This window comes from Flexivirga alba (genome assembly GCF_042661025.1).
In the GTDB taxonomy this organism is placed as follows: Bacteria; Actinomycetota; Actinomycetes; order Actinomycetales; family Dermatophilaceae; genus Flexivirga; species Flexivirga alba.
This window is the reverse complement of sequence record NZ_JBHSWH010000001.1, coordinates 2,038,163-2,051,466: the sequence shown is the minus strand read 5'-3', so window position 1 is coordinate 2,051,466 and position 13,304 is coordinate 2,038,163. Positions and strand designations below refer to the sequence as shown.

At 65.8% G+C, this 13,304-nt stretch carries 12 protein-coding genes and 3 pseudogenes; 4 read left to right on the top strand and 11 right to left on the bottom strand.

Annotation, left to right across the window (positions count from 1 at the left end; all coding sequences use genetic code 11):
• Positions 1 to 47: 47 nt before the first annotated feature.
• The gene (locus ACFQDH_RS10165; RefSeq protein WP_382400915.1) at positions 48 to 650 is read right to left on the bottom strand and encodes a DUF2249 domain-containing protein; all 603 of its coding nucleotides are present in this window, start codon (positions 648 to 650) and stop codon (positions 48 to 50) included.
• Between the two features lie 56 nt (positions 651 to 706).
• Here ACFQDH_RS10165 and ACFQDH_RS10160 point away from each other — a divergent pair, with 56 nt between their 5' ends.
• Together ACFQDH_RS10160 and ACFQDH_RS10155 are read left to right on the top strand one after the other, a co-directional pair.
• Positions 707 to 1,051, top strand: a complete 345-nt coding sequence (locus tag ACFQDH_RS10160; RefSeq protein ID WP_382400913.1) for a cupin domain-containing protein — start codon at positions 707 to 709, stop codon at positions 1,049 to 1,051.
• A complete protein-coding gene (locus tag ACFQDH_RS10155) occupies positions 1,048 to 1,692 on the top strand; it encodes a helix-turn-helix transcriptional regulator (protein ID WP_382400911.1) in 645 nt (214 codons plus the stop codon). Before ACFQDH_RS10160 ends, ACFQDH_RS10155 begins: the two co-directional genes overlap by 4 nt.
• Here the strand turns inward: ACFQDH_RS10155 and ACFQDH_RS10150 are convergent.
• The 10 genes and pseudogenes from ACFQDH_RS10150 to ACFQDH_RS10105 all read right to left on the bottom strand — a co-directional run bounded on the left by ACFQDH_RS10150 (position 1,660) and on the right by ACFQDH_RS10105 (position 11,410).
• Positions 1,660 to 2,394, bottom strand: a complete 735-nt coding sequence (locus tag ACFQDH_RS10150) for an SDR family NAD(P)-dependent oxidoreductase (RefSeq protein WP_382400909.1) — start codon at positions 2,392 to 2,394, stop codon at positions 1,660 to 1,662. The two genes, ACFQDH_RS10155 and ACFQDH_RS10150, sit on opposite strands and share 33 nt — an antisense overlap.
• Before the next feature lie 27 nt (positions 2,395 to 2,421).
• Entirely contained in the window at positions 2,422 to 2,862 is a 441-nt protein-coding gene (locus ACFQDH_RS10145; protein WP_382400907.1) for a RidA family protein, read from the bottom strand.
• 74 nt (positions 2,863 to 2,936) lie between these two features.
• A complete protein-coding gene (locus tag ACFQDH_RS10140; protein ID WP_382400905.1) occupies positions 2,937 to 4,040 on the bottom strand; it encodes an alanine racemase in 1,104 nt (367 codons plus the stop codon).
• 6 nt (positions 4,041 to 4,046) lie between these two features.
• Positions 4,047 to 5,523, bottom strand: a pseudogene (locus ACFQDH_RS10135) (NAD-dependent succinate-semialdehyde dehydrogenase).
• Between the two features lie 26 nt (positions 5,524 to 5,549).
• Positions 5,550 to 6,805, bottom strand: a pseudogene (locus tag ACFQDH_RS10130) (aspartate aminotransferase family protein).
• 55 nt (positions 6,806 to 6,860) lie between these two features.
• Positions 6,861 to 7,925, bottom strand: a complete 1,065-nt coding sequence (locus ACFQDH_RS10125) for a tartrate dehydrogenase (RefSeq protein ID WP_382400903.1) — start codon at positions 7,923 to 7,925, stop codon at positions 6,861 to 6,863.
• Entirely contained in the window at positions 7,922 to 8,491 is a 570-nt protein-coding gene (locus ACFQDH_RS10120) for an aldehyde dehydrogenase family protein (RefSeq protein WP_382400901.1), read from the bottom strand. Before ACFQDH_RS10120 ends, ACFQDH_RS10125 begins: the two co-directional genes overlap by 4 nt.
• 32 nt (positions 8,492 to 8,523) lie before the next feature.
• Positions 8,524 to 9,438 (bottom strand): annotated as a pseudogene (locus ACFQDH_RS10115) (aldehyde dehydrogenase family protein); the annotation flags it as partial.
• Complete coding sequence (locus ACFQDH_RS10110; RefSeq protein WP_382400899.1) at positions 9,435 to 10,733, bottom strand: NAD(P)/FAD-dependent oxidoreductase; 1,299 nt, start codon at positions 10,731 to 10,733, stop codon at positions 9,435 to 9,437. The gene ACFQDH_RS10110 and the pseudogene ACFQDH_RS10115, both read right to left, overlap by 4 nt.
• A 5-nt stretch (positions 10,734 to 10,738) precedes the next feature.
• Positions 10,739 to 11,410, bottom strand: coding sequence for a haloacid dehalogenase type II (locus tag ACFQDH_RS10105; RefSeq protein WP_382400897.1), 672 nt, complete (start codon positions 11,408 to 11,410; stop codon positions 10,739 to 10,741).
• 187 nt (positions 11,411 to 11,597) lie between these two features.
• Between ACFQDH_RS10105 and ACFQDH_RS10100 the strand changes: the two genes are divergently transcribed.
• Complete coding sequence (locus ACFQDH_RS10100) at positions 11,598 to 12,314, top strand: GntR family transcriptional regulator (RefSeq protein ID WP_382400895.1); 717 nt, start codon at positions 11,598 to 11,600, stop codon at positions 12,312 to 12,314.
• A gap of 14 nt (positions 12,315 to 12,328) precedes the next feature.
• A complete protein-coding gene (locus ACFQDH_RS10095) occupies positions 12,329 to 13,300 on the top strand; it encodes an ABC transporter substrate-binding protein (RefSeq protein ID WP_382400894.1) in 972 nt (323 codons plus the stop codon).
• Positions 13,301 to 13,304: the final 4 nt, after the last annotated feature.

Below are 13,304 nucleotides of genomic sequence, written 5' to 3'. Positions count from 1 at the left end.
CCGTTGCTGCTGCGACCCACCGATTAGATCGGGGAGGATTCGAGCGGTCAGAGACCGAGCTTGAGCTCCTGACGACGCTGCTGGACCAGCAGCACGCGCAACCCGGCGTCGCCGGCGGTGAAACCACGCGTCGCGCCGGCCGGGACATGCACGAGATCCCCTGACTGCAAAGGGATTTGGCCGACCTCGGTCACCAACACTCCCTCGCCCGACAGCACGTGCACCAGAACGTCGCACCCCGGCCCACGATGCGGCTCGAGCGCGACACCGGCCTCGACCTCAAGCACGCTCGCGTCCAGGTCGCGGTCGCGACCACCCAGGCGCCATACGGCACCGTCCACGCCCGGCTTGCCGCCGAGCTCGGCGGCCTGACCGAGCAGGCGCGGCGTCGGTGCGCTCGCGCGCCGAGTGATGCGGATCTGCCAGTCGCGCATCTCCTGGTTGAGGTACTCCCAGTCGTAGCCGCCCGGCCACTCTGCCTCGAACTCGTCGTGCAGGTGTTTCGGGTCGTGGTCGTTGACCAGCACGAAGGCATCCCCGACGGCCAGGTCCTTGAACGTCGCGAAGATCGTGGGGTGCTTGTCCGGCTTGCGCATGCCGCGCACATCGAGGGTCTTGGTGGAATCGGTCGAGGCGATCGGCTCGGACATGGTGCCCACTTTCAGTCGAGGTATTTTCACAACACGAAGTTGTGTAAATTCTACGCATGACTGATTCCGCCATCGCCCTCGGAGCACTCGCCGCTCAACTTCTCGCCCGCGCCGGCGAGGCCAGCAGTGGTCGCGCGACCCAAGCGATCCCTGCTGCCCCGAGCGGCGGCGTGCTGACCACCGTCGCGCTCGCCCTGATTGCCGGACAACAACTGTCCGAGCACGAGAACCCCGGCGAGGCGTTCCTGCACGTCATCCGGGGTCGGGTGCGGCTGACCGCCGGCGATGAGGCATGGGAGCTGGGAGAGGGCGATCTGGTCGCCATACCCCAGCGCCGGCACGGTGTCGTTGCGCTGGCCGACTCGGTGGCGCTGCTGACTATCGCGAAGGCGACATCGTGAGCTCCACCCGCGAGGAGATCTTGGCGGCGCTGCGCGCGAGCCCGGAGCCGCTCACTGTCGCGGAGCTGGCAGCGCAAACCGACGTGCACGCCAATACCGTGCGTTTCCACCTGGATTCGCTGCTCGACGGCGGTCAGGTCGAGCAGGTCACCACACCACCCTCGGGCCGGGGCCGGCCGGCGACCCGCGTTCGCGCGGTCGTGGCGATGGACCGCGGCGGACCGCGCGGCTACGAACCGCTGGCCGAGGCACTGCTGCTCGACATCAGGTCACGTCGCAACCCGGCTGAGCACGCGCGGAGTGCCGGCCGCGCCTGGGGCACCCGTATCGCGTCGCGTCAGGAGTATGCCGAAAAGGCCTCTCCCGTCACGGGATTGATCGCCGCACTGGATGACCTCGGCTTCGCGCCCGAACACGCTGCACCCGATGCGATCGCGCTGCGGCACTGCCCGTTCCTGGAGCTCACCACACCCGATGGTGGGCTGGTGTGCGCCATACATCTGGGGCTGATGCAGGGTGTGCTCGACGGCTCCGGCACCAACGTCGAGCGCCTCGAGCCGTTCGTTCAACCTGATCTCTGCTGTGCTCACCTGACAACTCGGACCCACTCACGCCGCGGTGTATCCGCCGTCGATCGGTAGCACCGCGCCGGTGATGTATGACGACGCCTTCGACCCGAGGAAGTAGATCGCTTCGGCCACCTCGGCCGGTTTCGCCAGTCGTCGCATCGGAATCGTCGCCGCGCGCTGCGCTCGATAGGCATCCGGGTCCGAGTGGCTCTGTATCCCTGCCTCGATGGCTGGAGTCTCCGTGAGGCCGGGCGCCGCGATGTTGACGCGGATGTTCCGAGGAGCGAGTTCGACGGCGGCGCCTTTGCCCAGCATGATGAGCCCGCCCTTGGCCGCCGTGTACATGACCTGGCCAGGGATCCCGACCAGGCCCAGACGTGAGCTCACGAGGACGATCTGTCCACCGCCTGCTCTGATCTTCGGCACCGCGTGCTTCAGCACGGAGAAGACGCTCAGCATGTTCGCTTCGAGCAATTCGAGTGCCTGCCCGAGCTCCGTGTCGGTGAGAGCCCCGTCGGCCTGGAGCCCGTGGCAGGCGATGATCGAGTCGATCGGGCCGAATTCCGAAACTGCCTCGTCCACGAGCTGAGAGACGAACGCCTCGTCGTTGAGGTCGCCGGCGAGGTACCGCTCCCCTGGCCGCAACGTCGCCTGGGCTGAGCGACGGCCGGTGAGGAAAAGATTCGCACCGGAAGCGCGAAATCGGTCGGCGACGGCTTCGCCGATCCCGCTCGATGCCCCGGTGATGAGCACATTCAAGGCCGACCCGCTCATCGGCGCACCTCGCACACCAACTGCACCTCAACAGGGCTGTTCCTGGGCAGCCCGGCAACACCGATGGCCGTACGTGCGTGGCGCCCGTGTTCGCCGAGCACCTGGATCAACAGCTCGCTCCCGGCATCCGCGACTCGCGACTGGTCTCCGAATCCGGGAGCACTGAGGACGAACACCAGCATTTGCAATCCGGAGCCGCTCAAGGCCTCCCGCAGCAATCGCGCCGACGGCCATGGCGTTCAGGGTCGCTCTTGCCATCATTGCGCGGGCCGAGTCCACGTCGACGGTGTCTCCGACGACACCGGAGATGGGTAGTTTCCCGCCGACATACGGGAGCTGACCGGAGATGTAGATCTCGCCGTTGGCGGTGGCACGGGAGTTGAGGTACTTCGGGTCGTCGGCGAGCTCGGGCAACTCCAGGCCGAGCGCCGCGAGGGCGGCAGCAGGATGCGTTTCGATATCAGCCATTGAATGGACGGTCATGTGCATGCTCTCTTTCTGACGTGGCGAGGTGTTCCCCGACCGGACGAGGTATGACGTGACTAGTTCAGCTGCCCCTGTGCGTCGACCGCCCAGCGAGCGAGCAACTCACCTGCGCTGTTCGAGATGATGAGTTCCTCGAAGCTGTTCACCACCGGGCAGACGTGATGCGGAACGACCGCGACCCGTTCACCGACGGCCGGACGCGGTGCGGTCTCGGTCAGTTCCACGAAGCCGTGGTACTCGTTCAGCAGTTTGAGGTAGCCGTTGTAGGCGGGCACCTGGCCATATCCACGCTCGGGATTTCCTTCTCGCGCCAAAGCCTTGGTCCCGGCATCGACGATGACGTGTGAATGTCCCTGATCGCTCACCACGGTGCTCGCGACGAACAAGCCGATGTTCTCAGCTCCGCAATCACCCAGTCGGACATTGTCGTGGTCATTGAACACGTACTCGCCCGGTCTGATCTCGGTGATGACCTCGTCGGTGCAGAACTCCGCGGTGGGCGTGGAGCCGGCACTCACGACACTGGCCTCGATACTGTGCTCGGCGAGCGAGCTGACAGCTTGGCGCAGCGCTTCGGCTTGGTCCTGCGCTGCTCGTTCTCGAGCGCCAAAAGTTCCGCCGTGTCCGGGGTAGGTGAACACCCCCAGCGGCGTGATTCCGCGCTCGCGCGCCAATGCTGCAAGCCGACCCGCATCCGCCGGACGCACGCCCGATCGCCTTGCCCCGCAATCGATCTCGACAACCACACCCAGCAGTTCCGCCCGGTCACCCATCGCCGCCGCGAGCTGCTCGAGCGCCTCGACACTTTCGACCCCGACGCTGAGGCGGGTTCGTTGCGCGAGGGCACGGAGACGCTCGGCTTTGGCACCGGCCGCCCACAGCGGATATGCCAGGAAGATGTCCTCGCAGCCAGCGCGGGAGAAGATCTCCGCTTCGCTGAGGTTACCGGCGGTCAGGCCCGTTGCGCCCGCCGCCAACTGCATCCGACCGATCTCCACACACTTGTGCGTCTTCACGTGTGGGCGAAGCGCCTTGCCGTGGTTGTCAGCCCATTGCTGCATCCGGCGGATGTTCGCTTCCACCACATCGAGAAGGACGATGGGCGCTGGCGTGCTCACGTGGTCGCCCAGTGCACGCAGGACCGCTGAAAATTGCTCCACCGTGCATCACACCTCCACCGAACGTGGGATCGCCAGATAGCGGACTTCGAGGAATTCCTCGATGCCGGTACGGCCCCTTCGCGTCCGAGCCCCGACTCCTTCACCCCGCCGAAGGGCGCTGCGGGGTTGGAGACCAGCCCGGTGTTGATGCCGAGCATGCCGACCTCGATCGACTCCTGCAGCCGGAAGGCGCGGTCGATGTCTCGAGTGAAGGCATAGCCGACAAGGCCCCAGTCGGTGTCATTGGCCAGTTGCACAACCTGCTCCTCGTCGTCGAATGGAACGAGAGCCGCGACCGGTCCGAAAATCTCCTGCGACATCAAGTCCGCGGCGGGGTCAACATCCGCCAATACCGTTGGCGGATAAAAGAACCCACTCCGTTCCGGGCGTGCGCCACCGCAGACGACTCGCGCGCCACGGTCCACGGCGTCGGTCACCAGCGAGACGACCTTCTGCACGGCCTTGGGTTCGATGAGCGGTCCCACGTCGGTCCCGGCCGTCATACCGTCGCCCACGGCGAGTGCCGCCATCCGATCAGCGAGCCGCCGCGCGAACTCATCCATCACGCCGCGCTGCACGAAGAAGCGGTTCGCAGCAGTGCACGCCTCGCCCATGTTGCGGAGCTTGGCGACCATCGCGCCCTCGACCGCGACATCCAAGTCGGCATCGTCGAAGACGATGAACGGAGCATTGCCGCCCAGCTCCATCGAAGCCCGCATGACATGCTCGCTCGCCTGCTCCAGCAGCCGCACCCCGACGGCCGTGGATCCGGTGAACGACACCTTGCGCGCCTTGCCGCTGCGCAGCCACGGCTCGACAACGGATCCGGGATCCGACGAGCCCACCACGTTGAGCACGCCGGCCGGCAAGCCGGCTTCCTGCAGGATCTGTACGAGCGCAAAGAACTCAACGGCGTCAGGTGCGCCGGCTTGAAGACCATCGTGCAACCCGCCGCGATGGCCGGCCCGATCTTGCGAGTGCCCATGGCCAGCGGGAAGTTCCACGGCGTCACCAGGACACACGGACCGACCGGCGCCTTGGTCACGATGATCCGGGTGCGCCCGTCACCACTGACTGTGGCGTCGCCACCGATCCTCACCGCTTCCTCGGAGAACCACCGGAAGAACTCCGCGGCGTACGCGACCTCGCCGCGGGCTTCGGCCAGTGGCTTGCCCATCTCGGTGGTGATGATCGCGGCGAGCTCCTCCTGCCGGTCCATCATCAGTTCGTATGCCCTGTGCAAGATCTCGCTGCGTGCGCGCGGCGCGGTGCGACCCCACGCGTGCTGAGTTCGCGCAGCCACCTCAAGTGCTCGATCGGCATCCTCCGCACCGCCGTCAGCGATCGAGGTGATGATCTCCTCAGTGCTGGGATTGACCACGTCGCAACGCTTTCCGGACACGGCATCGACCCATTGCCCGTCGATGAACAGACCGGTCGGAATGGATTCGACGAGGTCGCGAACCTCGCTGGTGACGTTCATCCGTGCTCCTCCGCTCGTGCGCGTGGTCATCGGTTCACCGCGTCGGCAAGCGCAAGCGCGAACTTCTCAAGGCCGAGGTCGACCTCCTGCTCCGTGACCACCAGGGCCGGGATCAGGCGTACGACGTTGCCGGTCGGACCACAAGTCAGGCTCAGCAACCCGTGCTCGGTGGTCGCCTGCTGCACCGCCAGCGCTGTGGCCGCGTCGGGCGCACCGGACGCATCGGTGAACTCGACGCCCAACATGAGCCCCGAACCCCGAACATCGCCGATGGCGTCGAGCTTCTGCTGCAACAGGGTCAGGCCATCCAGCAGCTGCTCGCCGCGGATCCGGGCGTTCTCGACCAAGTCCTCCTCGCGTATGACGTCCAGGGTCGCGCAGCCCGCGGCTGCGGCCACAGCATTACCGCCATACGTGCCACCCTGCGACCCGGGCCACCCCTTCGACATCAACTCCGTCGAAGCGGCGATCGCGCTGATCGGGAAGCCGGAGGCGATTCCCTTGGCGGTGACCAAGATGTCGGGGCCGATCAAGGAGTACTGGTGCCCCCAGAACTTCCCGGTGCGCCCGCACCCGGCCTGTACCTCGTCCAGGATCAGGATGATGCCGTGACGGTCCGCGCGCTCGCGCAGGCCCTCGAGGAAGGCCGGCGGCGTCGGTATGTAGCCACCGTCGCCGAGCACCGGTTCGATGAGAAACGCAGCCGTGTCATTCGGAGCGGTGCGACTCAGCAGCAGGTAGTCCAGCTCGCGCAGCGCGAACTCGACGGCCTCGGCCTCATCCCACCCGTAACGGAACGCGTACGGAAACGGCGCCATGTGCACGCCCGACATCAGCGGCGCAAAGCCCGCGGAGAAGCGGGTCCCTGCCGTGGTGAGGAGGCCGCTGCCACTGTGCGGCCGTGGAAACCGCCTTGGAAGACAACGATGTTCGGTCGTTCGGTCGCCATTCGAGCCAGCCGAACCGCCGCCTCGACAGCCTCGGAGCCCGAGTTGGCGTAGAAGACCGAGTCGAGTCCGGCGGGCAGCACCTCACCCAACTTCTCGGTCAGCTCCAGCAGCGGCTTGTGCATCACGGTCGTGTATTGCGCGTGGATCACCTTGCCGACCTGCGCGCGCGCCGCCTCCACCACTCGCGGATGACAGTGGCCGGTACTGGTGACACCGATGCCGGTGGTGAAGTCGAGATAGTCACGTCCGTCGGTGCCGTGGATCCAACTGCCGGAGGCATGGTCGACGACAACCGGCGTGGCTTGTTTCAGAAGAGGGCTCAGCGATGCCATGAAAGGCTCCTTCGATGGTTCGGAGTAATGGGACCAAGCGGTGTGGACAGTGCGTTCAGGACGAGGCAACAGCCCGCAGCACTGCAGCGGTGAAGTCCTCGGTCCCGGCTGATCCGCCGAGATCGGCGGTGCGGATGCCGGCCGCCATGACCTCGTCGATCGCGGACATCAATCCGGCCGCCGCAGCGGGCTCGCCGAGGTGATCCAGCATCAACGATGCCGACCACAGCTGGCCGGTCGGATTGGCAATCCCCTTCCCCGCGATGTCCGGTGCGGACCCATGGATCGGCTCGAACATCGATGGATGGTCGCGCGGCGGGTTGATGTTCGCGCTGGGAGCGATCCCGATCGAGCCCGCGAGCGCGGCGATCAGGTCCGAGAGGATGTCACCGAAGAGATTCGAAGCGACAATCACGTCGAAGTCGTGCGGACGCAACACCAGCGCCGCGGCCAATGCGTCGACCAGGACGCTCTTGAGTTCAACCCCGTCGTAGTCCTCGACAACCGATGACACGACCTCGTCCCAGAAGGGCATCGAGTGAATGATGCCGTTGGATTTCGTTGCGGACGTGAGAGATCCGCTTCGCGACGCGGCGAGCTCCGCCGCGTATCGCGCTACACGGGTCACGCCGGTGCGGGTGAACACCGCCTCCTGAAGCGCGAACTCCTCTGCCGCACCGCGGTACACGCGGCCGCCGACTGCGGAGTATTCACCCTCGACGTTCTCCCGCACGACGACGATGTCCAGGTCATCCACACCGCGCAACGGGGAGACGACTCCGGGCAGCACCCGCACCGGACGCAGGTTGATGTATTGCAGGAACTCACGCCGGATCGGGATCAGTAGTCCCCACAGCGTTTCGTGGTCGGGCAGTTCGGGATGTCCGACCGCGCCCAGCAGGATGGCATCTCCGTCGGAGAGGATCTCGATGCCGTCGACCGGCATCATCCGGCCGTGTTCGAAGAAGTATGCCGAACCCCACTGGCGTTCGCGCCACGCGACGCGGAAGCCGTGCCGGTCGGCGAGCGCGTCGACGACACGGGTCGCGGCCGGCACGACCTCCTGGCCGATGCCGTCGCCGGCGATGAGATCAACGGTGTAGGTGCGTGCTTGCGTCATGGGGCGTCCTTCGCGTGTGATGAAGCCGCGTCGACTGCCGGTACGACGTCGTGCCCGGGCGCCTTGTCGGCAATCAGGACGCACTTGGGGGCCGTCAGTTCGAGCGTTGCCGAGCGGATCCCCTCGCGACCGATCCCGGACTGGCCGAATCCACCGAACGGCATGCTGTCGAGGCGGAAGTCACTCGTGTCGTTGATGAGTACGGCGCCCGCCCTCAGCGCTCGCGACACCCGGGTTGCGATGTCCAGAGATTCGGTGAAAACCCCTGCCTGCAAGGCGAATTGACAATCATTGGCACGCTGAACGGCTTCGACGACAGACATCACCGGTTCGACGATCACGACAGGACCGAAGACCTCTTCGCGCAGTATCGGCGCTTCAGTAGCGACACCGGTCAGCACGGTCGGCACATAGAAGTTGCCGTCTGCGTGACCTCCGGTGACGAGCCGGGCGCCACGTTCGAGCGCGTCGTCCACCAGGCCCGCGACGCGGTGAGCGGCTTGCTTGCCGACCAGTGGACCGATATCCGTGGCGGGGTCGAATTTGGAGCCGACCCGCAGCGACATCGCACCGTCGGTGACCCCCGCAGCACCTGCTCGAAAAGTGGCTGCTCGACGAAGACGCGTTGCACGGAGAGGCAGTTCTGTCCGGCCACGCCGAAGGCGCCCGACACGATCTTGTCGACGGCGAGATCCAGGTCGGCGTCCGCACAGACGATCGTGGCGTTGTTGCCACCCAACTCCATCAGTAGCTTCTTCACGCCCGCGCTGCGGGTGATCGCTTCGCCGGTGCGAGTGCCGCCGGTGAAGGAGACGACCGCGACGTCGGGGTGTGCCACGAGTGCCTCGCCGACCTCCGGGCCACCGCACACCACCGACAGTCGAGCGCGCGGGACACCGGACTCCAGCAGGACCGCCGCCAGGTGTAATGCCGTCAGCGGCGTCTGGTCCGAGGGCTTCAACACGACTGCCGCACCGGCGAGAATGGCCGGAGCAAGCTTGTGCGCCACCAGGTTGAGCGGGTCGTTGAAGCTGCTGATCGCACCCACGACACCGAGCGGCTCGCGAGTGAACCAACCCATCCGCCCGGCGCCCCGTGCGCTCGCGCCCGTTTGCAGCACTTCACCGGTCAACACCTCACCCGCGGCGGCAGCCGTGCGCAGCGTCTCCACACACCTGGTGACCTCGGCACGTGACTCGGCGAGAGTCTTAACTCCCTCGGCCGCGATGACGCCGCCGAAGAGCTCGCTGCGTTCCAGTACCGCGTCGGCTGCCCGCCCCAGGGTGGTCAGCCTCGCGTGCAACGGCCAATCCTGACAAAGAGATTCAGCTGCCGCGCGCACTGCGTCATCGACATCCTGAGCCGAGCATCGCGAGACCCGTCCCACGAGTCGACTGTCCTGCGGATCGTGCACCGGCAGGTTGAGCGGCGCGGTGCGCCATACACCGGCGATGAGGGCTCCGCCGGGCGGCGCCTGCACCAACCTCTCCGGCGGGGATTCGACGCAGGTCATGGCTTGCCCCCTCGCAGCAGGTTCCACTTGTCGACAGCGTGCGCACCAGCGCCGATGACAGGCAGGAACCATGGCGGGCCGAAATGCCCTGGCACTGCTCGAAATTCGACGTTCTCGAAGGGCAGGTCCGAGCGCGCGCCAAGTAGCTTGCGGGCGACCTGCTGCCCCGAATGGGTCGCCATCTGCACGCCGTGGCCGCTGTAGCCGAGGCTGTAGTGGACACCGTCACGCTCACCGACGTGGACCATCTGATCCCTGCTGATGTCGACCAAACCGCCCCAGGTGTAATCGATCCGGGTGTCCGACAGTTGCGGGAAGATCTCCGTCATCGCCTTGCGCAGGATCTGGGCGCTTCGCAGGTCGGAGTCCGGGCTGGACAACGCGAAGCGCGCACGACCGCCGAACAGCATTCGGTTGTCCGGAGTGCGCCGGAAGTAGTAGGTCAGCATCTTCGCGTCCGACGCCACACGGTCGTGCGGCAGGAGTTCGGCCGCAAGATCTGCATCGAGCGGCTCGGTGCAGATGATGAAACTTCCCACCGGTATGACGCGCCGCTGCAGCCAGGGCGTCAGCGATGACGTGTAGCCACTGGTCGCAACCAGCACGTCGGCAGCCAGGACCGGGCCCCGCGACGTCTGCACGACGTGACGCTTGCCGTCGCGCTCGAGTGAGACGACCGGAGCGTTCTCACAGATCGTCGCGCCCGCGGCAACCGCGGCGGACGCGAGTCCGCTCACGAACTTTCCGACGTGCAGCCCGGCGCCGAGCGGATCGACCATGCCGCCGTGGTAGAAATCGGAGCCGATCTCCTTGCGGATGTCGTTCGGTCCGAGTACCTGCAGGTCGGGCAGATCACCTATCCCCGCGACCGCCCGCTGGGTTCTGCGCATCCCGGCCACGTCGCGTGGCGTCAGCGCGAGCGAGAGCTTGCCGCAACGGGAGAAGTCGCAGTCGATCGAGTGCTCACGCACCAGCGTCTCGACGGTGCTGATCGCCTTGTCATATTCGAGGTAGTACTCCACGGCCTGCTGGCGGCCATAGCGTGAGATCGCTTGGCCGAAGCCGATGGCGAGACCCGTCGTCGCCATACCTGCGTTGCGATTCGAGGCACCCCAGCCGACGTGTTGGGAGTCCAGCACCGCCACCCGTGCCCCGCCGCGGGCGAGTTCGAGTGCGGCCGAGAGGCCGGTGAGACCGGCACCGATCACCGCGACATCGACCTCTTCCGGGACGGGTGTGTGCCGGAAGTCGCCGGGCGGCGTCGCTGTGTCCTGCCAGTAAGAGACGAGCTTCATCGTCGTCAGTCGATCCCGAGCATCTGGTTCAGCTCGTCGAGCGAATCGACGTCGACATACTCGTAGGAATGGGCGGCGGGGTCGTAGCCCCGGCGCAGCATCACGAGGTTGGGGAAGCCAAGATCGCGCATGGGCATGATGTCGTATCGGGTGTGCGATGACACGTGCAGGAAGTCCTCCGGCTTCGCGTCCAACTGGTCGACCATGTACTCGAACGCCTGGTAGCGAGGCTTGTAGTAGCCGGCCTGCTCGGCGGTGAAAACCGCGTGGAACGGTGTGCCCAGCTTCGGCACCGACGCGTCCAGGAACGCGGTGTCCGCGTTGGACAGGATCACCAGCGGATACTTCTCCGCCATCTTGGCCAGCGGTGTCGGCACGTCATCGTGCGCTTCCCAGGACATGACCGCGTCACCGAACTGGTCGCCGGCGGTCGGATCGGACTCGAGATTCCACTTGCGGCAGGTGCGGTCGAAGGCGTCCTGCAGCACGTCGCGGTAGGGGCGATAGGCATCGAGCACCTGGTCGTAGCGGTATTTGCTGAACGTGTGCCGGAACGCGGCCCAGTCACCGTCGCTGATCCGGTCACCCACGATTTTCTTTGTCGCAGAGTCGATTTCGTAGTTGATGAGCGTGCCGTAGCAGTCGAAGGACACGTACTTCGGGCGGTAGTTGATCACGGTGAGCGCTCCCTGTTCCTCGGTCTCGTTGATGAGTGCGTTCTGGGTATGCCGACACGACGCCGAGCGGCATGGCGGAGACAGTAGCGCGAATTTTCTCAATTGTCGACAATATGCTCCATACCGTTGACAGCATGCAGCCGACAACACTACATTTCTCAGATTCCACCGATGAGGAGCACGAACTGTGGACTCAGAACTCCGGCTCGCGCCGTTGCAATTCACCTCGACCACCGACCGCGTCTACACCGAGCTGCGGCGGCTGATCATCTCCGGGTCACTCGCCCCGGGCCAGGCACTCAACGAGAAGACGGTCGCCGATCAACTGGGCGTCTCCCGGTCCCCCGTGCGCGAAGCCTTCCAGCGGCTCGTGACCGAGCGGCTGCTGCTCGCGGAGCGCAACAAGAGCATGACGGTCAAGGAATTCACCGATGCGGACATCCGCGAGATCTACGACGCCCGCATCGCGATCGAGAGTCATGCCGCGCGAACGATCATCGACGCCGGCGATGAGCAGGTCGACCGCACCATCGAGCAGTTGGAGGAGGCGCTCCATTCACTGCGCGACCAGCTTGATGACGGGGATCGACTCGCGGTGGCGCAGGCAGACCTCGGCTTCCACCAGGCCTTGGTGAAGTCCGGCGGAAATTCGCGGCTGATGACGGCATACGACCTCTTGTCCGCCGAGACCGTGACCTGCATGGCGTGGCTGGAGAACGTCCGCCCATCGGGCACTGAGTTGATGCAGGACCACCGCGACTTCATCGATGCCCTACGCGCACACGACCCGGAACAGATCACCGCCATCATCGCCCAGCACCTGTCACGGGCGAACTCGAACCTCGCGGCCAGCACACCGGCCGAACGAGCCATCGCCAACCCGGCCGTCGAGCCGCACAGCTGATCAGGAGATCCACCATGAAAACTCAAGTCATCTCGCTCTTTGCCGTGACCTGCCTGGCACTGGGCACGGCCGCCTGCTCCAGCTCGGACGGAGGCTCCGGCGCGGGGTCCGCGAGCGGTGCCACGAGCGGTGGCAAGGCCTCCGCGAAGGGCACGACGGGCGACATCTCCAAAGGAGTCGCCGCGGATCCCGCGGCGGTGAAGCTGCTACCCGCCGCGGCGAAGTCCAAGGGGTCGATCACGGTCGCCATGGACCTGCAGTACCCGCCGACGTCGTTCTTGTCGCCCAGCAACCAGCCCGAGGGCTACAACGTCGACATCGCACGGCTCCTCGCCGCGAAGCTCGGTCTCAAACTGACGATCAAGAACATCTCCTTCGACACGATCATCCCGGGGCTGACCGGCGGGCGTTACGACTTCACCACCACCAACATGTCAGCCACTCCGGAGCGGCTGAAGGTGCTGGACATGATCAACTATTGGACGGATGGCTCGTCGCTGGCGACGAAGGCCGGCAACCCCTTGCACCTGGCGATCAACGACAGCTCCATCTGCGGCAAGAACATCGCCGTGATGAAGGGCACCACCCAGCAGGAGATCTACCTGCCGGCGCTGTCCAAGAAGTGCACTTCCGGCGGAAAGAGCGCCGCCAACGCAGTGGTGCTGCCCAACGTCAACGGGGCGCTGACCCAGCTGGCCTCCGGGCGGATCGACGGGATCTTCTACGACACCCCGTCGCTGGCCTACGCCGTACAGCAGCACGGCTCCACCTTCGAGGTCGCCGGCAAGCAGTACGACAAGCCCGCCTCACTCGGCACCGACCTCGTGGCCATCGGCCTGAAGAAGAACTCTCCGCTCACCAAGGCCATGCAGCAGGCAATGCAATCGGTCATCGACGGTCCGCTCTACAGGAAGACCCTGAACAACTGGGGACTCGGCGGCGGCGCGATCACGACCGCGGGCATCGCGAAGTCTCCGGCGAGCTGAGCGA